The 22,072-nt window shown below is 63.0% G+C and carries 19 protein-coding genes and 2 pseudogenes; 6 read left to right on the forward strand and 15 right to left on the reverse strand.

Annotation, left to right across the window (positions count from 1 at the left end; genetic code table 11):
- Positions 1-209 precede the first annotated feature (209 nt).
- Both AB0L63_RS29180 and AB0L63_RS29185 read left to right on the forward strand, forming a co-directional pair.
- Positions 210-500, forward strand: a complete 291-nt coding sequence (locus AB0L63_RS29180; protein WP_364507169.1) for a DUF485 domain-containing protein — start codon at positions 210-212, stop codon at positions 498-500.
- A complete protein-coding gene (locus AB0L63_RS29185) occupies positions 493-2,079 on the forward strand; it encodes a cation acetate symporter (RefSeq protein ID WP_364507171.1) in 1,587 nt (528 codons plus the stop codon). Before AB0L63_RS29180 ends, AB0L63_RS29185 begins: the two co-directional genes overlap by 8 nt.
- A 462-nt stretch (positions 2,080-2,541) precedes the next feature.
- Here AB0L63_RS29185 and AB0L63_RS29190 read toward each other — a convergent pair.
- Positions 2,542-2,670: pseudogene (locus AB0L63_RS29190) on the reverse strand (leucine zipper domain-containing protein); the annotation flags it as partial.
- Between the two features lie 55 nt (positions 2,671-2,725).
- On the opposite strand from AB0L63_RS29190, the gene AB0L63_RS29195 reads away from it, so the two are divergent.
- Positions 2,726-2,947: a hypothetical protein gene (locus AB0L63_RS29195; RefSeq protein WP_364507175.1), complete on the forward strand. Its 222-nt coding sequence runs from the start codon at positions 2,726-2,728 to the stop codon at positions 2,945-2,947.
- Positions 2,948-3,160: 213 nt separating this feature from the next.
- A complete protein-coding gene (locus tag AB0L63_RS29200; RefSeq protein ID WP_364507234.1) occupies positions 3,161-3,589 on the forward strand; it encodes an integrase core domain-containing protein in 429 nt (142 codons plus the stop codon).
- A gap of 39 nt (positions 3,590-3,628) precedes the next feature.
- Here AB0L63_RS29200 and AB0L63_RS29205 read toward each other — a convergent pair whose 3' ends face one another.
- Genes AB0L63_RS29205 through AB0L63_RS29230 form a run of 6 tightly spaced genes read right to left on the reverse strand, consistent with a single transcriptional unit; the run spans position 3,629 to position 9,862 of the window.
- Entirely contained in the window at positions 3,629-5,329 is a 1,701-nt protein-coding gene (locus tag AB0L63_RS29205) for a class I adenylate-forming enzyme family protein (RefSeq protein ID WP_364507178.1), read from the reverse strand.
- A 54-nt stretch (positions 5,330-5,383) separates the two neighbouring features.
- Complete coding sequence (locus AB0L63_RS29210; protein ID WP_364507181.1) at positions 5,384-5,815, reverse strand: OB-fold domain-containing protein; 432 nt, start codon at positions 5,813-5,815, stop codon at positions 5,384-5,386.
- A 31-nt stretch (positions 5,816-5,846) separates the two neighbouring features.
- The gene (locus AB0L63_RS29215) at positions 5,847-7,025 is read right to left on the reverse strand and encodes a transporter (protein ID WP_364507184.1); all 1,179 of its coding nucleotides are present in this window, start codon (positions 7,023-7,025) and stop codon (positions 5,847-5,849) included.
- A gap of 31 nt (positions 7,026-7,056) precedes the next feature.
- Positions 7,057-7,557 (reverse strand): MaoC/PaaZ C-terminal domain-containing protein, encoded by a 501-nt coding sequence (locus tag AB0L63_RS29220; protein ID WP_364507186.1) that lies wholly within the window; start codon positions 7,555-7,557, stop codon positions 7,057-7,059.
- Between the two features lie 21 nt (positions 7,558-7,578).
- Positions 7,579-8,739: an acyl-CoA dehydrogenase family protein gene (locus tag AB0L63_RS29225; protein ID WP_364507189.1), complete on the reverse strand. Its 1,161-nt coding sequence runs from the start codon at positions 8,737-8,739 to the stop codon at positions 7,579-7,581.
- A 55-nt stretch (positions 8,740-8,794) separates the two neighbouring features.
- Complete coding sequence (locus AB0L63_RS29230) at positions 8,795-9,862, reverse strand: alcohol dehydrogenase (protein ID WP_364507192.1); 1,068 nt, start codon at positions 9,860-9,862, stop codon at positions 8,795-8,797.
- Positions 9,863-10,101: 239 nt separating this feature from the next.
- On the opposite strand from AB0L63_RS29230, the gene AB0L63_RS29235 reads away from it, so the two are divergent.
- Positions 10,102-11,475 (forward strand): NAD-dependent succinate-semialdehyde dehydrogenase, encoded by a 1,374-nt coding sequence (locus AB0L63_RS29235; RefSeq protein ID WP_364507195.1) that lies wholly within the window; start codon positions 10,102-10,104, stop codon positions 11,473-11,475.
- Between the two features lie 213 nt (positions 11,476-11,688).
- Here the strand turns inward: AB0L63_RS29235 and AB0L63_RS29240 are convergent, their stop codons facing one another.
- The 6 genes from AB0L63_RS29240 to AB0L63_RS29265 form a co-directional block, all read right to left on the reverse strand.
- Positions 11,689-13,419 carry a helix-turn-helix domain-containing protein gene (locus AB0L63_RS29240; protein WP_364507198.1) on the reverse strand — a complete coding sequence of 577 codons (1,731 nt, stop codon included), beginning with the start codon at positions 13,417-13,419 and terminating at the stop codon, positions 11,689-11,691.
- A 512-nt stretch (positions 13,420-13,931) separates the two neighbouring features.
- Entirely contained in the window at positions 13,932-15,155 is a 1,224-nt protein-coding gene (locus AB0L63_RS29245; RefSeq protein WP_364507201.1) for an acetyl-CoA C-acetyltransferase, read from the reverse strand.
- A gap of 45 nt (positions 15,156-15,200) precedes the next feature.
- Entirely contained in the window at positions 15,201-15,674 is a 474-nt protein-coding gene (locus AB0L63_RS29250) for a MaoC family dehydratase (protein WP_364507204.1), read from the reverse strand.
- A gap of 31 nt (positions 15,675-15,705) precedes the next feature.
- Entirely contained in the window at positions 15,706-16,434 is a 729-nt protein-coding gene (gene fabG, locus AB0L63_RS29255; RefSeq protein WP_364507207.1) for a 3-oxoacyl-ACP reductase FabG, read from the reverse strand.
- A 21-nt stretch (positions 16,435-16,455) separates the two neighbouring features.
- A complete protein-coding gene (locus tag AB0L63_RS29260) occupies positions 16,456-17,676 on the reverse strand; it encodes a CaiB/BaiF CoA-transferase family protein (RefSeq protein WP_364507209.1) in 1,221 nt (406 codons plus the stop codon).
- Positions 17,673-18,839, reverse strand: a complete 1,167-nt coding sequence (locus AB0L63_RS29265; RefSeq protein WP_364507211.1) for an acyl-CoA dehydrogenase family protein — start codon at positions 18,837-18,839, stop codon at positions 17,673-17,675. The genes AB0L63_RS29260 and AB0L63_RS29265 overlap by 4 nt, the downstream gene beginning before the upstream one ends.
- A gap of 90 nt (positions 18,840-18,929) precedes the next feature.
- On the opposite strand from AB0L63_RS29265, the gene AB0L63_RS29270 reads away from it, so the two are divergent.
- Positions 18,930-19,832 (forward strand): LysR substrate-binding domain-containing protein, encoded by a 903-nt coding sequence (locus tag AB0L63_RS29270; RefSeq protein WP_364507236.1) that lies wholly within the window; start codon positions 18,930-18,932, stop codon positions 19,830-19,832.
- A gap of 236 nt (positions 19,833-20,068) precedes the next feature.
- Here AB0L63_RS29270 and AB0L63_RS29275 read toward each other — a convergent pair.
- Together AB0L63_RS29275 and AB0L63_RS29280 are read right to left on the reverse strand one after the other, a co-directional pair.
- Positions 20,069-20,524: pseudogene (locus AB0L63_RS29275) on the reverse strand (SDR family NAD(P)-dependent oxidoreductase); the annotation flags it as partial.
- 113 nt (positions 20,525-20,637) lie between these two features.
- Positions 20,638-21,951 carry a cytochrome P450 gene (locus AB0L63_RS29280; protein WP_364507214.1) on the reverse strand — a complete coding sequence of 438 codons (1,314 nt, stop codon included), beginning with the start codon at positions 21,949-21,951 and terminating at the stop codon, positions 20,638-20,640.
- Positions 21,952-22,072 lie beyond the last annotated feature (121 nt).

Here is a 22,072-nt window from a genome sequence, read left to right on the forward strand (position 1 = left end):
TAACCAGTGAGCGGCTACGAGAGTTCGCCCGAGCGACCGATGACGAGATCGCCGCCACGATCACCTGATGTCCGACTGGGGTCGCAGAGCTGACCAAGCAACGATCCTCGACACCTTCGTCAAATCCTTCCCTTCACACGAGAGAGAAACCACTGATGTTTCCCACCGAGCCCAGCGTTGACTGGAGTCGGCTCTGGAGTAGTCCAGCGATGCTCCGTCTCCGTCGCGATCGCCGCGACTTCTTCCTCCTAGCCTGGCCGATCTTCGCTCTGTTCTTCTGTGCGTTGTTGGGAGTCACCGCCTTCGCGCCTGGCGTCACCGCGCAGCGACCGGTCCCAGGGCTGAGCGTCGGCCTGATCCTTGCATTGTCATACGTCGTGGTCGTCATGGCGCTCAGCGCCTGGTACGTACGTCGTTCCCGGCGCTGGGACGTACTTGCAGCGGAAGCACTCACGTTCGCCGGCGGCCACGATCCGATCGAGGAGACCCACCATGTCTAATGGTTTCAACACCACGGCTGTCATAGTCACTGCGCTGCTGCTCGGCACCACCCTTGTCGCCACATATTTCGCCTCACGCCGCACTCGCACTTCGGCAGAATTCTGGACCGCAGGCGGCGGAATCTCCGGCCGCAAGAACGGTGTCGCCATCGCCGGTGACTTCCTTTCCTCCTCATCCCTCCTCGGATACGCCGGCCTCGCCTACATGTTCGGGATGGATGGCATCATCTACGCCATCTTCGCTTGTGGCATCTTCCTGATGGTGCTCTTCCTCATTGCGGAGAAGTTGCGCAATTTGGGACGGTTCACCTTCGCTGACGCGCTCGCCACCCGATTGAGATCCGGTCCGGTACGAGTGGTCTCCGCGATCTCCACGCTGTTCATCTGCATCTTCTATCTCCTGGCCCAGCTGGTGACCGGGGGGGTGCTCATGGAGGTGCTCGCTGGAATCGACTTCTCCTGGGGCGTGGTGGTCGCGGCAGTGCTCATGCTCAGCTACGTCTTGTTCGGCGGCATGCTTGCAACCACCTGGTTGCAGGTCATCAAGGCTCTGTCCCTCATGGCCGTCGTCGCGCTACTGGTGATCCTCGTGCTCATTCGGATCGACCCCAACCCGCTCGCGATCGTCGAGCAGGCAGTGCAACAGAGCGGATACGGTGAGCGCTACTTGGCCAGCGGCAACTCGTTCGGTGGCGCCTGGAACATCGTGTCGATGGCTGTAGCTGTCACCCTGTCTGCCGTCGGCTTGCCGCACGTCCTCATGCGGTTTTTCACCGTTCCCGACGCAGTGCAAGCGCGCAAGTCGGCGATCTGGGCTATCAGCCTCATCGGCGGATTCAACGTCCTCATCGCCTTCCTCGGTCTCGCCGCCAGAGCAGCTCTCGGCCGAGAAGGAGAAGCGGTCGCCGGGAAGGGCGGCAACCTCGCTCTGCCTGCGCTCACGGTGTGGCTCGGAGGTGGTGATGGCTTCATGGCGGATCTGCTCCTTGCCCTAGTGGTGGCGGTCTCCATCGCGACCCTGCTCGCGGTATCCGCCGGATTGGTGATCAGCGCGTCAAGCGCAGTCGCGCACGACCTTTGGTCGATGACCTTTCATCGACCCGAACAAGACGAGATGAAAGTCGGACGCATTGCGGCAGTGTCTCTGGTCATCGTCACCGTGGCGATCACACTCATTATCGGTGGCGCCCAGAACGTCACCTTCTTGGCGACACTCGCCACCACCACCGCGGCAAGCGCAAACTTCCCGGTGCTCATCATGACCCTGTTGTGGCGGCGCATGCGTACACTCGGTGCGGTCGTCGGCGCACTGTCAGGACTGAGCACCTCCCTGGCGCTCATCGTCACCGGACCTCTCGTCTGGCCGAGCCTCGCTCCCTTCTTGTCCGATTCACTATCAACCTCCGCACCCTTCCCTCTGGCATTCCCGATCCTATTTTCGGTGCCCGCAGGATTCCTCGGCTGCATCATCGGCAGCCTGATCAGCCGTGAGAAGTCAGAAGACGCGAAGTTCGACGAGCTACAGGTCCGAGCTATCACAGGCGCCGGACTGAACACGAAAGAAACACTTGCACATTGAGACTTTCCTAGTAACGGCGTTGCGGGTGCGATAGCCTGGTGACACGTCGGAAGTTGTTGGGGTGCAACGAGGAAGCGCAGAACCTCGGGTACGCAGGCGATCCTTCCAAAGATCGACTTCATCGAGGTTCTGCGCATCGTGCACATGACATAAGAGGCTGTGCTGCCCATCAGCGAGATCACCGCCGAGTACCTGGCCGGGCTGCTGGAGATCGAACGCCACCGCCGTGGTACCCGCGCCGGCCCCGTGCCCTGGACTGCCTGGTTCAGGCTGTGGCATCGTGGACCGGGCTGTCCGGGTAACCACGAATCCGCGGGCAAGCGAGCGCACGGCCAACGCCGCAAGGGCAATCAGTATCTCGAGCGGTGCTGGTGGAATGCGCGTGGTCGTCAGTGCGGGGTGAAAGCTACCTGCGGTCCTACTACCGCTGGAATGTTTGTAAGTTCGGTGGTTTCCGCAGCACCGCAGCGCTGTGGTGGCCGAGACCTGGAATCGTTCGGCGGCTCGTCGCAACGGCCACTTGTCATCGACGACACAACGAGCAAGACGCAAACGACCCAACTCCGTCAGCGGGGTACGGTGGACACGAATACCTCCAGGTGAGTGCGTTCCTAGACAGCTCGCATCTCACCTGGAGGCATTCGTCATGTCAGCTCGCCACGCCGTCACCAACGTCCAGCAGGTCTTCGGATGGCTGCGGCGCAAACACCCCCGCATCGATTGGAATGAACTGCGCCGCCGTTACTGTGACGGCGCATGGTTGCCCAGGGATGAAGAGGTCGTGCTGTTCAACCCCGGGGCGGTGACGACAACTCGTTATCGACCCCGCGGATCGATGATCCCTTCGCCCTGGCCCGTGGCCAACTGAGGAATCGAAATACCCAGTGGGACTTGTGGAGAGCCGGATGCGGGGCCAACTCGCACATCCGGTTCGGGAGGCGGCACGAAGAAAAAGGACCAGGTGAAATCCCGGAACCGCGCTCGCGTCGACCCCACCGAGGTGAAGGCGTGTTTTGGCCGGCACCCGGACGTTGAGATCTACCTCAGCCTGCCTGGCGTGGGGCCGATCACCGGCGCCTGGGTGCTCGCCGAGTTCGGGGACGCTCCGAGGCGCACGCGACGCCAAGTCCCGCAAGAACTATGCCGAGACCTCCCCGATCACCCGCCAGTCCGGCAAGGTGAAGACCATGCACACACGGTTCGTACACAACGACCGCCTCGTCGACGCCGTGCACATGCGGGCCGAACGTTTGCCTCGGTCCGCGAAGCCGATCGGTTCTGCCGGGCATTCTTCACCTATTACAACACCGTCCACCGGCATTCCGGGATCGGATTGCACACTCCCGCAACGGTTCGCAATGGCACCGCCGTCGCGATCCGCGCCGAAGGCCGCAGAGTACTGATCACCGCCTACACGGCAAACCCAATCAGGTTCCGGCAGCCACCAACCCCCGCCCCGGGTGCCGAAGACTCCTTGCAAGAACCCGACGACGAGGCGAGCTTGGAATGAAGAAAGCCCAAAGACATTTCACAACGCGCGGTTGCGCGTTCAATTGGTGCCGTTTCCGTTCTTCATCATCTCGACGAGGCGGAACTTCTGGATCTTTCCCGTCGGAGTGGCCGGTAGTTCCTCTGCCTTCATGAAAACAACTCGTTTGGGCACCTTGAATCTTGCGAGTCCGACACGGCAGAAGTCCAAGATTTTATCCTCCGACAGCTCGGCTCCCGGCTCGGTCACGATTACCGCACAACCGGCCTCACCCCAGTACTCGTCAGGTATGCCTATTGCGTATGCTTGACTCACCCCTGGAATCTTGGTGAGAAATTCCTCGATCTCTTTCGGCATGATCAACTCACCGCCGCTCTTGTAGAGTTCCTTCGCGCGCCCGGTGAGTACCATTCGCCCATTGGGATCGATATATCCGATATCGCCGGTGCGCAACCAGCCATCTCGCAGAACCGCTGCCGTCTCGTCCGGATTCCGCCAATAACCCACCATCACGGATGGCGACGAGACGATCACCTCGCCGGTGACACCGGCGGGGAGGTGCTCACCAGTGTCCGGATCCGCTGTGGCGATGCGAAAGAGCTGCCCCTCGGTGGCCGCCGCCGATCCAGCGATCTTCGGGCTGCCCACGGTAGTCGAATGGACCTGGATGGGGTCCTCTGGGAGCGTCATGGTGCAGCTCGCACTCGTCTCAGTCATTCCCCAGGCGGTGACGATATTTGGGTCGCCGAGGAGCTCCTTCGTTTTCTCCCACACCCAGACCGGCGCCACTGCTGATGCCGACATCACCGATTTCAGCGAAGACAGATCGTAAGCGCGCTTTCGGGCAGCATCCAGAATTGCCACCATCATTGTGGGCACTGCCAAGATCTCTGTGGCTTTCAGCCGTTCGATCCCGGACAAGTAGTCCTCTGCCGAGAACTTGGCACGTGGGAGGACCGAGCCGCCCACCCATATGGGCGCGAGAACACCTTCGGTATAACCGAACGTGTGGTAGAGCGGAAGGGAGAACAAGGTCCGCCACTGTTCGCCCATGCCGCGGGTAATTGCCGAAGCGAATGAGCTACGCAGCAGCCCGTCGTGAGTATTGAGCACACCCTTTGGATTTCCCGTGGTACCGGATGTATAGAACATGTCACTTACGGCTTCCGGCGACACCTCGGGAAACAGCATCAGCGAACGCGCACGCTCTCCACTGGCCGCAAGCTGCTCGAGCGTCCTCATCCCGGAACGACACGGTCGGCCGGTCACATGGAACACAACCTCACGCAGGTCCGGCAATGCCGTCTGCCGATGATCGGCCCAGCCGGGCGCGATGGTATCGAGCATCGACAGGTAATCGAGTCCGGAGAACTCGTCCATGGTGATCAAAACACTGGTTCCCGATTGCCTGAGAACATATTCAAGCTCGGTTTCGCGGTACAGAAAGTTCAGGGGAACGGCAATCGCACCCACACGCGAGAGGGCGATTTTCAGCGGAAGATACCCGATATAATTCGCCAGCAACAGAGCAACACGATCGCCGGGCGATACTCCCAATTCGAGTAGTCCCCGAGCCAGATCCTCGGACTGCTCCTTCACCTGATCGTAGGACAGCACCACGTCGTCGTCGATCACAACAGGACGGCTGCCGAACTCTCGGCTCAGCAGGTCGAACCATCGGTGCAAGGTCATGGGCTCCCACGATGGAAACCTGTTCATCAGCGCCGAGCGCCGTTCTTGTGGTGAGCTGACCACAATCATTCTCCTGGTACTAAATGGATGAAGATTTGAATGCTGTGCGCACAGTTGTGGGGTTCACTCATCGATGCGTCGCCAGGCAATGGATCCGCTGTCGATTCCGAGATCATCGAAGACGGCCGTCATACGCTGCCCACACTCGAGGCTATCGGGATCCGGCCCCACATATCGTCCGATTATCCTGACCCCTGGTGCCGGTTCAACAACAACGACGCCGTACGGAACAGCATCCTTGAATGCCGGATGAAACGCTCGATACATTACCGAGTAGGTGTACGTCTCACCTTCGGTCGGCACATCGGCGGGAACGAACCGAGAGTTTTGGCACACGCCGCAGATTTCTCGCGGCGGCCATTGCACGATTTCGCAACCGGTGCACATCCGAACAATGATCCGACGCTGTCGCAGCCCCTGGAAGTACTCTGCATAAAGCGGACTTTCCGAGAGCAAAGGACGAGCTGATTCGGCGTCGATCAGGGAATCCAGCATATAACCCACCTTCTGAAGACAAACCTTAGAGCTAGTTGTGCAGGATCACAATCGATCCGTCGCTGAAATCTCCGTAGCCGGTGACGAGTCCGATATGCGCGCCGTCGACCTGGGCTTCCCCCGCTTCGCCGCGCAGTTGCCGCACGGCCTCGACAACATGGTTCATCCCCAAGACATGCGCCTGCGAATGCAGCCCGCCATGTGTATTGATCGGCAGATCCCCACCCAGCGCGATTCGTCCGCCGCTGACGAAATCCGGGGACTCCCCCCGGCCGCAGAAACCCATCTCCTCGATTTGCCGCAGGACGATGAAGGTGAAGCAGTCGTATATCTCGGCGAAGTCGATCTCGTCGTGACGGACCCCGGCCATCTCGAAGGCTCGTCGGGCCGCCTTGGTAATCCCCATGTTCAGGATGTCCGCACGGCTCGACAGGTCGTCCGGCGAGTCGGCGTGCCCTTCCGCCCCGCCCGCGATCGCGATCGCCCGGGAACCCAGGTCCCGGGCCTCTTCCGCGCCGACGACCAACACGGCTGCTGCGCCGTCGGTCTCCAAGCAGATATCGAAGAGATGGAATGGCTGGACCAGCATCGGAGACGCCCAGTACTGCTCGCTGGTCAATTCGCGACCACGCATGTACGCCTTCGGGTTGAGATGCGCGTGCTGTCGGGCCGTCAACGCCACGGTCTCCATCCCGCGGCGGTCGGCCTTGGTCTCATAGAACCATCGATTGGCGTGCAGGCTGTACCACTGCATCGGAGCGAGCAGGCCGACAGGGTTTTCGAGATTGTTCCGGATCTCCGGTCCGGGGATGTTTCCGATTCCCCCAGGCGTCTGTTCCGTAGAGCCCAGCCTGTTGGACGAAGAGTAGAAGTTGTGCCCTGTCGCCACGATCACCCGGCGTGCCAGTCCCGCGGATATCGCTCCCGCGGCCTGAACGATCCCCGCTGCCGGAGACGCGCCGCCCATGTGCACATGCGAATGGAATCGCAGGTCCTTGATTCCGAGTGCGGCGATGAAATCCTCGTTCGTTGGCGTGTCTTTCCATGCCATGACCAATCCGTCGACAGCCGATGTGTCCACGCCGGCATCCCGGCAGGCAGCGATGGATGCCTCCAGAATCAGTTGCCGTTCGGTCTTCGCTGTCCCCCGGACGTAGTCGGTCTCACCGACACCCGCGAGGTATGCCCGGTCGGTTATCGAGCGAATCATGTGGCCAAATTCCCTTCGTCTCGGCCCGGAATCAGGCTGCCGCCACAGCCGGGCGCCGCCGGATCAGCAAGCTGCTCCGGAATGCCATGACCGATTCGCTGCGCTGATTGAACATCGTGTAGGCGAAGGTCCAGATGCCTTGGTCCGGATTCTTCGTTGGCCGGGTCTCGATGAGTTCGGCCTCGGGGTGCACCGTGTCGCCGACCAACACAGGGCGTTGCGCGCGCAACTCGTCGAGACCCAGCCAGGCCACAACGTTGTTGAAGTACCCACTTTGGGTAGCCAAGCCGAGAGTGAGTGCGAGCGTGAGCGGTCCGTGCACGATACGCTCACCGAACCTTGTCGTGGACGCATATTCTTTGTCCAGGTGCAGTGGCACGATGTCACCGGTCAGCCCGGCCCATTGGATGAGATGAGCATCGGTGATGGTCATTCCGGTACCACGGATCACATCTCCTCGGTCCAGGTCTTCCCACCAGAATTGCGCACACTTGATCGACGCGGTGGACGATGCGTGTTCGGTCGTTGTCATCGAAATGTCCCTTCGAATTCTCTAGTAAGACCTCGGCAGGCCGAGACTCGTCTGCGCGACGAAATTCAGTACCATTTCTCGGCTGACCGGTGCGGTGCGCATGAGCCGGGCGGTGAACCAGAATTCGGCAAGCCCGTATTCCTTGGATAGCCCGTTTCCGCCGTGCACCTGGATGGCTTGATCGAGCGCTTTCAACGATGCCTCCGCTGCGGCGAACTTCGCGATGTTCGCGGATTCACCGGCTTCTTCGCCGGCATCGAACAGCGCGGCGCTACGGTAGGTGGCGAGACGCGCGAGTTCCACGGCGATGTGCGCTTCGGCGAGCGGATGCGAAATACCCTGGTGCGCGCCGATCGGGACCGACCACACCTGCCGCTCCTTGGCGTATCGCTGCGCCTTGGAAATCGCGTAACGCCCGATTCCCGAACTCAGCGCCGCCGCCGTAATGCGTTCGGGATTGAGGCCCGAGAAAACATGCCGAAGCCCCTGGCCCGCAGCACCGATCAGCGCTCCGCGCTCGACTCGGACATTGTCGAAGAAGATAGTGAACTGCTTGTCCGTCGATGTCAGTACCGTTTCGAGCGGCTGGAGAACCAGCCCCGGCGAGTCGGTAGGCACGATGAACAGCGACAAGCGGGGCCGGTTGTCCACGGTCATTTCGGCGTCCCGCGCTACGACCAGGATGGCTTCGGATTCGTCCGCAGCCGATATGTAGTACTTGGTTCCGGAGATCACCCAGCCATCGCCGTCGCGTCGCGCAGTAGTAGCGACATTGTGGCTGTTCGAGCCAGAGTTCGGTTCGGTCAGGCCGAACGCCATCCGTCGACTGCCGGATGCCAGCCCGGGGAGCCATTCCGACTTCTGTTCGGCCGAGCTGTGGGTGCGGATAATGCAGGCGCAAATCGCCGACGAAATGATGGGAAGGAGCATCGGTACACCGTTGGCCGCCAGCTCTTCGATCACCACGACCAATTCGCTGAGACCCGCACCGCCGCCTCCGAACTCCTCCGGGATGTGCGCCCCGAGGAGTCCGGCCGCGCCGAGCTCATGCCACAGCTCCTCGGGTTTACCGCCGGAGCGCGCCAGGCCGAGGTAGTAGTCGCTGCCGAATTTGCCGGCAACCTTTGCGACCGACTCGCGAATGAGCTGATGCTCCACGGAATCAGAGACCAGACCGGTCATATCGGAATTCCTCCATGGTTTGTCGATTGTCCTGCAGATTTCTCGCGGAAGGCCGCTATACGCTGCCCGGTTCCCGAAGCACGATCCGCCCGGGTACTCCCCCGTGCGCGAGCCGCTCCAGTGCCGAGTTGACCGAATCCGCATCGAGGTCGTATTCGAGGATCGGAATACGAGGAAGCGCATTGCTTTTCGCGAGAGCGACGACCGCGCGAAGCTCGTCGAGAGTTCCGACGAAGCTCCCGTTCAGCTCCAGCATCTTCAGCGTCATCAGTGCGGTGGGCACGACGAGTTCGCCGCCGAAAAGGCCGACCTGCACCAGCTTTCCGCCCTTGCGCAGTGCCTCGAAGGCCGCCGCGGCAGTGATGCCGTTGTTCACGAAATCGATGATCGCGGCGACCGGGCCGCCGCATGTTCGGATGATTTGCTTCGCCGTGCCATCGGTTGATCGAACGGTCCTGGTGGCTCCGATCTCCAGTGCGAGCCGCAGATTCTCCTCAGAAACGTCGACGGCGCAAATTTCGTCATGACCGAGCGCTTTCAACGTGGCGATGGCGGTCAGGCCGACGCCACCGGCGCCGATGACCACAATGGGTTCCGCCGCGGGCAGTGGTAGAACTTTGTTGACCGCGCTATAAGCCGTCACACCGGAACATGCGAGGGTAGCCGCCCAGGACGGGTCGATTCCGGCGATATCTACCAGGTATTTCGCATCGGGGACGACGATATGGTCGGCGTAGCCGCCGGGCCGCGCCACGCCGAGATTCTGTCCATTCGAACAGTAATTGTCTCGGCCGGCCTGACACTGATGACATTGTCCGCAACCGATCCATGGATAGACGAGCCGAATATCACCGATATCGACACCGTGGACATCATCGCCGATCTGCTCGACCACACCGACCACTTCGTGGCCGAGTACAAGCGGATAATTGATCCCGCGGTCGGTCAATCGCATTTTGCCTCGACTGCCCAGATCGTATCCACCTTCACGCAGATGTGTATCGGTGTGGCAGACCCCGGCTCGAATCACCCTCAGCAATATCTCCCGGCCCGTCGGCCGGGTGGCCGCTAGGACGAGTTCCGTTGCGGCGGAACCCTCTTCGGCAATAGCGAATGCACGCATGTCTCGCTCCTTCAGGTGTGCGCCCCGGACATACCGCGCTGCGGCGAGGTCGCGCGCCGCGCGCTCGAGCGGCCGGGTGCATCACTTTTCGATATGCCACTCAGCGTGATGGACGACACGTGTCCGGTGTTGTTCCACTTCGGAACAACCAGCGGGTGCGGCGGTGACCGAATATGTGAGACGCCAGCACGCCGAGACGATGCCAACGGTGGCCGATGTACGAATGAATCGAGGAGCTGATGAGTTTCTATGTCACGACGAACCCCGTGACCGGTGAGCGAGTACGTGAATTCGCCCGAGCCACCGACGACGACATCGCCGCCGCGATCGCTCGTTCGACCCAGGCATATCGGCAATGGCGGGCAACCGCGACGCCGCGGCGTGCCGACGCCCTGCGGGCCGTGGCCGACCTGTGGCGCCGCCGTGCCGATGAGCTCGCATCGATCTTGACCATGGAAATGGGAAAGCCGATCACGCAAGCCAAGGGCGAAGTGGCGTTGTGCGCCAAGATTTTCGAGTACTACGCCGACAATGGCCCGGTCTTCCTGGAAGACGAGGTGTTGGACGTCGCCGGCGGGGGTACGGCGGTCGTCCGGACCGAACCGATCGGTCCGCTGGTCGGGATCATGCCCTGGAATTATCCCTTCTATCAGGTCGTGCGATTCGCGGCACCGAACCTGATGCTGGGCAATACCGTGATGATCAAACATGCCCGCAACTGCCCGCAGTCAGCCTTGGCGATCGAGGCGATGTTCGTGCAGGCCGGCTTCCCCGGCGGGGTGTATGCCAATGTTTTCGCCGACAATGCGCAGGTCGCGGGGATGATCGCGGATCCGCGCTTGCAGGGTGTGTCACTGACGGGATCCGAGCGTGCCGGCTCTGCGGTCGGCGAGATCGCGGGTCGGCACATGAAGAGATTCGTGCTCGAACTCGGCGGTTCCGACCCGTTCCTCGTGCTCGACGACACCGATCTCGACGACGCCGTGGCGGCTGCGGTCAACAACCGGATGACCAACGCGGGGCAAGCTTGTACAGCATCGAAGCGATTCATCGTGGTCGATGACGTCTACGATGCCTTCCTGCACGCGTTCACCTCAGCCATGAGCCAGGTGGTGCCGGGCGATCCGGCCGATCCCGCGACGGTGTTCGGGCCGCTGTCGTCGTCGGCCGCGGTCGATGAGCTCGCCGAGCAGGTCGAGGATGCGGTCACCAAAGGCGCGCGGCTGCTGACCGGCGGTCAGCGAAGTGACGCTGCAGGCGCGTTCTACGAGGCTACGGTGCTGGTCGACGTGACCCCCGATATGCGCGCCTACCACGAGGAGCTGTTCGGGCCGGTCGCGGTGGTATACCGGGTCGCGACCGAAGAGGCCGCGATAGCTCTGGCGAACGAGTCCCCGTTCGGTCTGGGTGCGGCGATCTTCACCTCGGATCCGGTGCAGGGCCGCCGTGTCGCCGAACAACTGGAGGTCGGGATGGCCTGGATCAACGGCACCAGCAAGAGCGCACCCGATCTGCCGTTCGGCGGGGTAAAACGCTCCGGGGTCGGGCGCGAACTCGGTCGCTACGGGTTCGACGAATTCTCCAACAAGAAACTGATCAGGACCGTGCGCTGAAACGCAGCGGCACCGAGTCACATGGATTCCGCGCGGAGTCTCGCAATTTCGCATCAGTCCGCAAACCATTTCCGACGGCGTGCCCGAAGGGGGACGAATTCGACCTGAATGTGTCATTCCCCGGTTTCGAAATCGGCTCATTGTCGGTGCCGAAAACCGGGGAATGACAACAATATCCGGTGGCCGGCGGGTTCTACCACTCCCAGATCGGACTCACGCGTCTATACGAAGGGTGCGGATCTTGCGGTACAACGTGGTTCGACCGATCCCGAGTGCTTCAGCCGCCTTGCTTCGATTACCGCTGTACCGCTGCAACGCCCGCATTATGGCATCGCGCTCGACGGTTTCGATCATGGTCCACTGCTGCCGAACCCCAGCCTGCCGAATGGGTGTGGGAAGGTCGGCCGCCTGCACGATCCGTCCGGGCATGCGTTTGGCCATGAGTTCGACGGTACGGCGGAGTTCGGCGACATTACCCGGCCACGGCGATCTGATCAGCAACTGCTGGGCTTCGGATGAAAATCTCGTGGTTCGTTCGAGTCCGGTCATGCCGGCCAAGATCCTGCCGACGAACGCCGGGACGTGCTCGGGTATCTCCCGCAGCGCGGGTAGTCGAACGCTTGTCGCCATCTGGCCGGCGAGTGCGCGCACGTGCTCCGCGGCATCCTCGAGGGTCAGGGTGACGACCAACGGCACGTCCGAGGACAGCGCACGCCGAGCGAGCGCCTTGACCTGGTTGATGTCCGAGGGATCGAGATCCTGCAGATGTTGCAGGATCACAGCGCGCCCGGAGTCGATGGCCTCCGATCCCGAGACGAACCGATCTCGGCCCCTGTCGGACACTGGTATCGCGAAATCGAGCACGAGTGGGTTGTTGTGGGCGAAGTGCTCACGCAGGAATGCCTCGGCGGTGCGAAGTTTTCCCGTGCACGTTTCACCGTCGAGGACCAGGCATTCCCGATGGCGGGCGACCAACGACAACTGCGCGTCGATCTCGGGCACCGGGTGTGCGCAGGGCCGCGGAAGCGCGTCCACGCGCGCCAACGGACCGCCGGCGGACTTCGGTCGTCGTCGAGACGCTCGGGTGCCACAGTCCGGTTCAGGCATGATTCGGACCGCATAGGCAGGACCGGTGTCGGGGCCACCGTCGACCTTCTCGATTTCCGCGTCGCGCCAGCCGGTCAGCAGCGGCACCCGTGCCTGGTGCACTCCCCCTGCCGACGTGTGTTCATTGAGGTGGACCCACAGCATCGCGTGGGACTCGGAGTTCAGGTACGACAGCCCGGCGGTGTTGGCGAACACCGTCCGTTCGTTGACCACGATCACGGGGTCTCGCTTGGTCCGGTCAGCGTGTAGATAGGACCGGATGAGGGCACGTTCGTGATCGCCGAGCATCGCATTGAGATTGCTCTCGATTTGCCGCCCGATGTCGACGGTGATTGCGTGCATGAGCGGACTCGCGTCCTCGGTGTTGGACGCGAGCGAGAAGACTCCGAGCACGCGACCGGTGAACGGTTCCACGACGGGTGTGCCCGAACAGGTAAGCGGGGCGAGCATCTCGTTGAAGTGCTCGTTGCCCTGAACAAGCAGCGAACGGCGCTCGGCGAGGACCGTTCCGAGGCCGTTCGTTCCGATCGCTCGCTCGGAGAAGTCGAAACCCTCCACCGCGGAGACCTTGTCGAGTCGGGTGCGCTGACGTGGTTCATTGACCTTGCGAATCAGGATGCTCCCGGTGTGGTCGCAGAGGAACATGGCCACGGGAACATCGGACATGTGCTCGGCCAGGCGTACCAGCACGGGTTCGGCGGCCTCGCGGAGAACGGACTTGGTGACCGGCCCGCCGACGTAGGGGACCGACGCAAGCCGGGCGGGCACCGATTCCCCGATGCACCGCCGCCAACTTCGGTCGATCACCTCCCGGACACCCGACTGCTGCGGTGGCACGTGCAGTGGCCCCTTGGTGAGGAGTTCCTCTTTTGCGTAGAGAATTTGTTTCTGATCCGTGTAACCATGACCAGAACCAATGGCGCCGGGGGCACTCGTGTCACTGCAACCAACCATTGACCGACCTTCGACTACGAAGAGTACATCTTTGTACCACGTAACATTTCGCGCTTTATCCACTCCGCCCAGGCACGATTTCTCGTTTATAGGATCTGAGACAAACCTCCGGCTGAAATGTCACTCTATATTCAAACCAAATTTCGAGACGAGTAATCGCGCGAATAGCCGGCCTCGGCGCGGCGTCCGAGGAGACTTGGTTGCCACATAGCAACCTCGGCTCCTGACAGTTTCCGTGCTCACCATGCCTATTCTCCAACGAACGAACGCTCGCTCGCCTCAATATACGCCTGCGCTTCCCACGCCACAAGAACAATTTGCTCGGGATAATCTTGGTATCCCTGGACGCGGTCCGGCCGGCGGCGCCTACCCGTCCGCGACGGACGTCGGCTGGCTCATGCCGAGCCCGCCGCACAGTTCTCGAAGATGGCAGAGAGGCCCTGGCCGCCGCCGATACACATCGTCTCCAGGCCGAAGCGGGCATTTCGGCGGTCGAGTTCGCGCAGCAAGGTCGCGAGGATGCGAGCACCGGTCGCGCCGACCGGATGACCGAGCGAGATGCCCGAGCCATTCGGGTTCAGACGCGAGTCGTCGGGTTCGAGGCCCCATGTGCGGGTGACAGCGAGAGTCTGGGCGGCAAAGGCTTCATTGAGCTCGATGATGTCGATGTCGGCCAGCCTCAGCCCCAGCCGACCGAGCGCCTTCTCGGTTGCCGGTACCGGGCCGATGCCCATCGTCCGCGGCGCGACGCCAGCCACGGCCCAGCTCACGAGCCGGGCGAGCGGACGCAACCCGAGCGCTTTCGCCTTCCGCTCGGTAGTGACGACCGCGAGCGCGGCACCGTCGTTCTGGCCGCTGGCGTTGCCGGCGGTGACTGTCGAGTCGGGATCGATGGCGGCGCGGATCGGCTTCAGCGTGGCCAGCGACGACATGCTGGTGTCGGCACGTGGATGTTCGTCGATGTCAACGACCAGTGCAGCGCCGCGGCGCTGTGGAACGGTCACCGGAACGATCTCCTCAGCGAAGACCCCACTCCGCTGCGCCGCGACGGCGCGCTGATGGGACTGGACCGCGAGCGCATCCTGGTCCGCACGGCTGATCGCGAACTCAGCACGCAGATTCTCCGCGGTTTCGATCATTCCACCCGGCACCGGATAGTGGCGTCCGCCCGCCGTTACCCGAGCGCGGGCCAACCGGTCGTTGAGGGCCAGCGAATCGCCACGGACGCCGTAGCGCATTCCCGTGGCGTAGAACTCTGCCTGACTCATGGACTCGACGCCACCGGCGAGGACCAGCTCGCTGCCGCCGGATTCGACCTGCATCACCGCCTGGATGATCGCCTGCAGCCCAGAGCCGCAACGGCGGTCGACCTGCAGACCCGGAACCTCCACGCTCAGGCCGGCGTTGAGTGCCGCGATACGACCGATCGCCGGAGCCTCACCGTTCGGAGATGCCTGGCCGAGAATCACGTCATCGATGTCGGCGCCGGAAATGCCTGTGCGGGAGACCAATTCGGCGATGACGGTGGCCGCGAGGTCCTCGGGTGCGATGTCGCGCAGGACGCCACCGAAGCGGCCGACGGGCGTGCGGAGCGGTTCACAGATGACTGCGTCGGGCATTGCGTGTTCCTTGTGCGGTGAGAGCGAGAGGGGTCGGGCACCCGGTCACGGGACGATAAGGGTGACGGTTTCGGCGACCATGGCGGGCTTGTCGCTTCCTTCGACCTCCACCTCGAAGCGGACACTGAGGAAGGTCCCCGGATCGGCGGCACGGCATTCGACCGGTGTGGCGGAGGCTCGGATGCGGTGTCCGGCTCGGACAGGTGCCGGGAAACGGACCTTGTTGCTGCCGTAGTTCACCCGCGCCGATCCGACCGCCACCGTGTAGAGCTCGGCGGCGAGTTTCGGCAGAAGCGACAACGTCAGATAGCCGTGCGCGATGGTCGCGCCGTATGGTCCCGAGACCGCGCGCTCACGGTCGCAGTGGATCCACTGACGATCACCCGTGACATCGGCGAACAGGTCGATGCGATCCTGCTCGATCGTCACCCAAGGACCGGGACCGATCTTCTCTCCGAGGCAGTTCCTTATCGAGTCGAGAGAATCGAAAATGCGCAATGCGCTATTTGCCTTCTTCATTGCAATCGTCTTTCCGGGGTATCCAATTTCTTCACATGTGGCGACCGCCGGTCACCTCGGCCACGGTGCCGGTCATATACGACGACAGATCCGAGGCGTAGAAGAGAGCGACCGACGCGACCTCTTCGGGTTCCCCGGCGCGCTGCATGGGGATCTCTGCCATCTTCTGCTCCCACACCCGCGGCGGCATCGCTTCCGTCATCGCTGTGCGGATGAGACCGGGCTGGATGACATTGATCCGCACGCCCAGGTGGGCGACTTCCTTTGCCGCGGCCTTGGATAGTCCGACAATGCCGGCCTTCGCCGCGGAGTAGTTCGTCTGGCCGACGAAGCCGACCTTTCCCGAGATCGACGACAGGTTGATGATCGAACCGCCCCCGGTTTCGCGCATGATCCCGGCGGCCAGGCGGGTGCCGTTCCAGCATCCGCGGAGGTGAACGTCGATCACCTCGTCGAACTGCGTTTCGGTCATCTTCCGCATCGTGGCGTCCCGGGTGATGCCGGCGTTGTTCACCATGATGTCGAGTCCTCCGTACTCGTGTGTCGCGGTAGCGAGCAGCTGGGCGACATCGGCGGAGGAGGTGACATCGCACCGCACGCCGAGCGCTTCGGTCGGCAGGGTCGCGGCGGCCTGCTCGGCCCGTGCTCCGTCGAGGTCTCCCAACACCACTCTGGCTCCGTTCGCGGCGAAGGTGCGCGCGATGGCCAGTCCTATCCCTTGCGCGCCTCCAGTGATCACGGCGGTGCGTCCAGTCAGCATGTGTGTTCTCTTTTCGTCGGGTTACGTGGACAAGACATCGGATCGATCGGGCTCGGCGGCTTGGAACGCGTGGCCGCGCGCAAGAAGGCTGTTTGCGGTGACTGTGTCCATCCCGGATTCGAGCAGCAGGGCGCGCGTGTGTTGGCCGAGCGCCGGCACGTCCCCCATCCGAGCTTCGACATCCGCGAAAGTTATTGGGGGAAGCAAGGCTTCGACGGCGGCGTGTTCGGCGGCCACGGTCCGCCATCGATCACGCGCGCGCAGTTGCACATGATCGACGACCTGGGCCAGTCCCTTGACCTGTGCCGCGGGGATGCCTGCGGCGGCGAGCCTGGCATCGAGTTCGGCGGTGGACCACCGGATGGTTCGCGCGGCCACGAGGGCGTCGCATTCCGGTCGGTGCCGGACCCGCTGCACGTTGGTGACGAATCGAGGGTCGTCGGCCAATTCCGGGACGCCGAGCACGTCGGTCACCAGGGCGCGCCAGCCCGAGTCGCTCTGCACCCCGATCAGCACCTCACCGTCACTGGTGGGGAACGCATCGTACGGGGCAATCGAGCTGTGGCTCAAGCCCATTCGAGGTGGCTGGCTGCCCGTGTGCATCTGGGTATACATGGCGTGCCCAAGCCATTCCACGGTGGCCTCGAGCATCGAAACCTCGATGGAGGCGCCTTCACCGGTGCGCCATCGGCGAAGCAACGCCGCCAGAATCGATTGCGCGCAGTACATTCCCGATGCGATGTCCGCGGTCGGGATGCCGGTTTTCACTGCGGTATCAGCGGTTCCCGTGATCGAGATCAGGCCGGCTTCGGCTTGGATCAGCATGTCGTAGGCCTTGCGATGTTCGAGAGGGCCACCTGTGCCGTAGCCCGAGAGGTCGACGACGATCAGTTCGGGCCGATTCGCCCGCAAATCCGCACTTCCCAACCCGAGTCGCTCGGCCGCGCCGGGTGCGAGGTTCTGGATGAAGACGTCTGCGTGGTCGATGAGACGGTGAACAGCGTCGCGACCGCTCTGGCTCTTGAGGTCGACGGCAAGGGATTCCTTTCCCCGATTGAGCCAGACGAAATGCGCTCCCGTGCCGTGGACAACATGGTCGTAACCGCGTGCGAGGTCGCCGCCGTCCATCCGCTCTACCTTGATGACCCGCGCGCCGAGATCAGCGAGGCTCCGGGTGGCAAGAGGCGCGGCGACGGCCTGTTCGAGGGCGACCACGGTGACTCCGTCGAGCGGATGACTCATCGGACCGTGTTTCGCATGAGCCCGCCACCGATGATCAGGCGCTGGATCTCACTGGTGCCCTCGTACAGGCGCAGCAGCCGGACGTCGCGATAGATCCGTTCGACGGCGCAGTCACGCATATAGCCGCTGCCACCGTGTACCTGCACCGCCAGATCCGCGACCTTTCCGGCCATCTCTGTGCAATACAGCTTGGCGACCGACGGTGCGATTCGCCGATCCTCACCCGATACCCACTTCCTCGCGGCGTCTCGCACCAGAGCACAGCCGGCCATCACCCCGGTCTGCTGATCGGCGAGCATCGCCTGCACGAGTTGGAAGTTCCCGATCGGCGTTCCCCCCTGTGTCATTGTCGCCGCGAAGGCGACCGACTCGTCCAAGGCGCGTTGGGCCTGTCCGACGGCCAAGGCCGCGATGTGCACGCGGCCTCGGGCCAGTGCGGTCATTGCCGCCCGATATCCGACATCCTCGGTGCCGCCGACAAGGGCGGACGCAGGCACGCGCACGTCGTTGAAGTGGACATCCGCTGTCCACGCGCCTTCCTGACCCATCTTGCGGTCCTTCTTTCCGACCGACACTCCCGGCGTGTCGGCAGGTACGAGAAACACCGCGACACCGGTACCGCTGGCGTCCGCGGGGCGGGTCCGCGCGAACACCACGAACAGATTCGCTAATGGCGCGTTGGTGATGAACCGTTTCTGTCCGGTGAGGAGCCAGCCGTCGCCCTCGCGCACCGCCTTGGTCGTCAGCCCCGCCGGATTGGATCCCGCGCCGGGCTCGGTCAACGCGAAGGAGGCGACGACCTCGCCGGAGGCGATCGAGTCGAGCCATTGTGCCTTCTGATCGTCGGTGCCGAAGCCGACCAGGACCTGACCGGCGATGCCGTTGTTGGTACCGAACATCGACCGCAATGCCAATGTGGTGTACCCGAGTTCCATTGCCAGTTCGACGTCCTGGGTGAGGTCGAGCCCGAGGCCACCCCACTGCTGCGGGATCGCGTATCCGAACAGGCCCATCTCCATGGCCATTGCGCGGATGTCGGCGGGGATCGCGTCGGTGTCGGCGATCTCCTGCTCGCGCGGCATCACCGCATCGCGCACGAATTCGCGTGTCTGTCGCAGAACTTCGGCGAAGACGTCATCGGGTACCTCGGGATCGGCGTGCATGCAATCACTATCACCCAGCCAATTATGATCAGTCCAATACCTAATAGGTTCATCTTTAATATCTCAATCTGCATTAATGGAGGTCTGGGTATGAACGTGGTGAAGCTCCGATCGTTCCTGGCAGTGGCTGAAGAACTGCACTTCGGGCGCGCCGCCGAGCGACTGCATACCGCGCAACCTCCGCTCAGTCGGACGATCAAACAACTCGAGCGTGAACTAGGAGCGTTGCTCTTCGAGCGAAACACTCGGTCGGTGAAACTCACGCCGAGCGGAGAGGCACTCGTCGGCCCCGCAAAAGAAGTCCTCGCGGCGATACGCCGCGCCGAGGCTGCTGTGCGCTCGGCGAACGATGGAGAGGTTGGGCTGGTGCGAATTGCCTTCGCCGGGGTGTCGACTCACCGGCTCGTTGCCAAGCTCGCACGGGAAGTGCGGTCGCAACGACCGGGTATCCAACTCGACCTCTCCAGCCAGAACTTTGCCCAGCCCGCGATGACCAGACTCGTCCAAGGTGACACCGACCTCGCGTTAGGGCGCTGGGATGTCATTCCTGACGATGTCTCGACACAGGTGGTCATGCAGGATTCTCTGGTGGTGGCGCTGCCCAGCACCCACCCCATGGCCGCCGCGCGACGAGTATCGATCGCACGCTTCGCCGACGAGTGCTTCGTCACCCTTCCCTCGCACGAGGGCGCGGTTCTCACCAACCGACTCCGGCTCCTGACCGGCACCGGCGGGTTCGAGGCCGACGTCGTCCAAGTCGCCCCGGATACGCAGACGGCCCTGGCACTCGTCAGCGCTGAAGTGGGCTGCCATCTGACGCTCGCCTCTGTCGTCCGGAACATCGCCGATCCGCACATCGCGTTCGTCTCCCTCGACGAGACCACACCCGACGTCGATCTACGAGTGGCGTGGCGCCGAGCGGACACCAATCCCGCACTCCGCGCCGTACTCAACGTTTTGATCGGGTTCGGCAAGGAAGTGATCACGTACTGACAGCATCCGGCGGCTCGGAACAGGAACCGGCTCGCGCCCTGATCGAGCAGGTCCCTTCGCCGACCTCGAAACCCTGTGAGCGGCAGAGCAGCTGCCGGTTTCGAGGTTCGCCCGGTACATTTGGGCCGGTAATCGTGCTCGGACTGCAGATCGGACAGATCCAGCCGCTCCGAACGCACGGCGAAACTGCCCACAGTGACCACGCGGCTGTTCTCGGTAGCCGCCAGCACCGGCGCCAGGTGACCGACCAGCGCGAAGTGCCCGAGATGGTTTGTCGCGAACATCAATTCGTGGCCGCGGGCAGTGCAGCGACGATCAGCACCGGCAAACAGCACCCCGGCATTGAGCACAACCGCGTCCAGGCGATCCACACCGAGGTCGGCCACTGCCACCGGCAGCGAGGACAGATCCGCCAGGTCCAGTCGCACCGACCGCAATCGAGCATCCGGAACATGTGCGGCGATAGTGCCCACTGCGAGGTCGGCCTTGGCGGTGTCGCGGCAACCCAGCACGACAGTGGCCCCGCTGGCCGCGAGCTGTTCGGCGACGAAATACCCGATGCCCGCGCTGGCACCGGTGATCAGAAACGTCTTGTCCTCTGCCGATGAGAAGCTTTGCCATGTCATGCCGTCGACTGTCACCCGAGGCGCTTGCATCGGACTTACCCGCCGCTGGCATCTGACCGTCACCATCGATGATGACGTACATGCCGCTCTTACCGCCACGTCAGCGGCCACCACGGCCGCCTCGACCCACTTACCCGCAACCGGGGGTACCGGCCGGTGAGCCTGGCCTGGCCGCCCGGCTAGTCGGCAGTGAGTTTGGCGGGCATGGAGCGGTAGGCGTGCAGGTTCTTCAGGCGACGCGGGATCGGCGGGCCGTCCAAGCGCAAATCCGGATATCGCTCGAAGAGGGTCCGCAGCGCGATGACGCCTTCCATTCGGGCCAGCCGGTATCCCAAGCAGCCGTGCACCCCGCTGCTGAACGCGAGGTGATCCGCGGCGTTGGCCCTGGTCACGTCGAATCGTTCGGGATCGGGGAAGACACCGGGGTCGTAATTTGCGCCCGCCAATGACAGTAAGACCAGGGAACCGCGCTTGATGTGCTGATCGGCGATGTCGACGTCACAGTTGGCCATCCGGCCGGTCATCCGCACGGGGCAGTCGTAGCGCAGGATTTCCTCGATCGCGCCCGGCCACAGCTCCGGTTGCGCCATCAGCAGTTCCCGCTGATCCGGATGGCTGGTCAGCAGGGCGATTCCGTTGCCGAGCAGGTTCACCGTCGTCAAGAATCCGGCGTCCAGCAGCAGGGCCGCGTTGGCGATCTGCTCGCGGCGGGTGAGCTCATCACTTGTCACCAGCACAGTGAGCAGGTCATCGCCCGGTTCGGCGGTGAGCTTGTCGATGCACTGGTCGAAGTACCGCTTGACATCGGCCAGCTCGTCGGTGGCGTGGCGATACGTGGTCCAGGACAAGGCTCGGTCGACCAGCGGCGCACTATTGAAACCCCACTTCAGCATGGTCGAATGCATGTCGGCGGGAAACCCGAGAATCTCGGCGATGATCGCGACGGGCACCTGTGCGGCGAAGTCTTCGATCAGGTCCGGCCGCGGCTTTGATTCCAGGCGTTCGAGTAGGCCATCGGTCACTTCAACGGCCCGCTGCTCTAATTTGGCAATCGCCTTCGGGCTGAATGCCTGCCCGACCAGGCGTCGGTACCGGGTGTGTTCCGGCGGATCGGTCACCAGCATCGAGGGCGGTTCCGCGAGGTTGGGAAGTTCCCGATCCGTCTTGGCCAGTACCCAGCGGATCGGCTTCGGAATGACTGGATGGTTGGGCGTGACCACGCCGAAGCGATTGTCTCGCAGGATGCGACGACACAGTTCGTAGTCCGCGGTGACGTGCACTCCCGACAGTTTGGGCAGACGGCCCCGCTGTCGGATCTCCTCGACGAACGGCGACGCGCCGAGCAAGCGATCCTGGCCGAAGGCGATCTGTGCGAGGGGATCGCCCCGACGCGCCGACCACAGCAGATAGGACCGCATCAGGCCGTGCAGGAGCAGCCACCGAATCCACGCGCGAGTCAGCATTGTCACCTCCCGCTCGGACCTCTTCCCCATGACAGGCAATGATAGGCGATGACTATGATCATGCACCGCCGTTCGCGCGGTCGGCTGGTCTTGTCGACGACCGTGGTGACCTGGGATTATCACCCCCTTCCGACGACTCGCGCGGGTGTAG

Source organism: Nocardia sp. NPDC051990 (genome assembly GCF_040680755.1).
GTDB lineage: Bacteria > Actinomycetota > Actinomycetes > Mycobacteriales > Mycobacteriaceae > Nocardia.

Coding starts and splice junctions, on each gene's coding strand:
- AB0L63_RS29210 (WP_364507181.1), bottom strand. CDS start 5,815: ATGCTGGATTCCCTGATCGACGCCGAATCAGCTCGTCCTTTGCTCTCG.
- AB0L63_RS29185 (WP_364507171.1), top strand. CDS start 493: ATGTCTAATGGTTTCAACACCACGGCTGTCATAGTCACTGCGCTGCTG.
- AB0L63_RS29260 (WP_364507209.1), bottom strand. CDS start 17,676: ATGAGTCATCCGCTCGACGGAGTCACCGTGGTCGCCCTCGAACAGGCC.
- AB0L63_RS29220 (WP_364507186.1), bottom strand. CDS start 7,557: ATGACAACGACCGAACACGCATCGTCCACCGCGTCGATCAAGTGTGCG.
- AB0L63_RS29245 (WP_364507201.1), bottom strand. CDS start 15,155: ATGCCCGACGCAGTCATCTGTGAACCGCTCCGCACGCCCGTCGGCCGC.
- AB0L63_RS29180 (WP_364507169.1), top strand. CDS start 210: ATGCTCCGTCTCCGTCGCGATCGCCGCGACTTCTTCCTCCTAGCCTGG.
- AB0L63_RS29280 (WP_364507214.1), bottom strand. CDS start 21,951: ATGGGGAAGAGGTCCGAGCGGGAGGTGACAATGCTGACTCGCGCGTGG.
- AB0L63_RS29265 (WP_364507211.1), bottom strand. CDS start 18,839: ATGCACGCCGATCCCGAGGTACCCGATGACGTCTTCGCCGAAGTTCTG.
- AB0L63_RS29270 (WP_364507236.1), top strand. CDS start 18,930: ATGAACGTGGTGAAGCTCCGATCGTTCCTGGCAGTGGCTGAAGAACTG.
- AB0L63_RS29250 (WP_364507204.1), bottom strand. CDS start 15,674: ATGAAGAAGGCAAATAGCGCATTGCGCATTTTCGATTCTCTCGACTCG.
- AB0L63_RS29205 (WP_364507178.1), bottom strand. CDS start 5,329: ATGATTGTGGTCAGCTCACCACAAGAACGGCGCTCGGCGCTGATGAAC.
- AB0L63_RS29195 (WP_364507175.1), top strand. CDS start 2,726: ATGTCAGCTCGCCACGCCGTCACCAACGTCCAGCAGGTCTTCGGATGG.
- AB0L63_RS29235 (WP_364507195.1), top strand. CDS start 10,102: ATGAGTTTCTATGTCACGACGAACCCCGTGACCGGTGAGCGAGTACGT.
- AB0L63_RS29225 (WP_364507189.1), bottom strand. CDS start 8,739: ATGACCGGTCTGGTCTCTGATTCCGTGGAGCATCAGCTCATTCGCGAG.
- fabG (WP_364507207.1), bottom strand. CDS start 16,434: ATGCTGACTGGACGCACCGCCGTGATCACTGGAGGCGCGCAAGGGATA.
- AB0L63_RS29230 (WP_364507192.1), bottom strand. CDS start 9,862: ATGCGTGCATTCGCTATTGCCGAAGAGGGTTCCGCCGCAACGGAACTC.
- AB0L63_RS29215 (WP_364507184.1), bottom strand. CDS start 7,025: ATGATTCGCTCGATAACCGACCGGGCATACCTCGCGGGTGTCGGTGAG.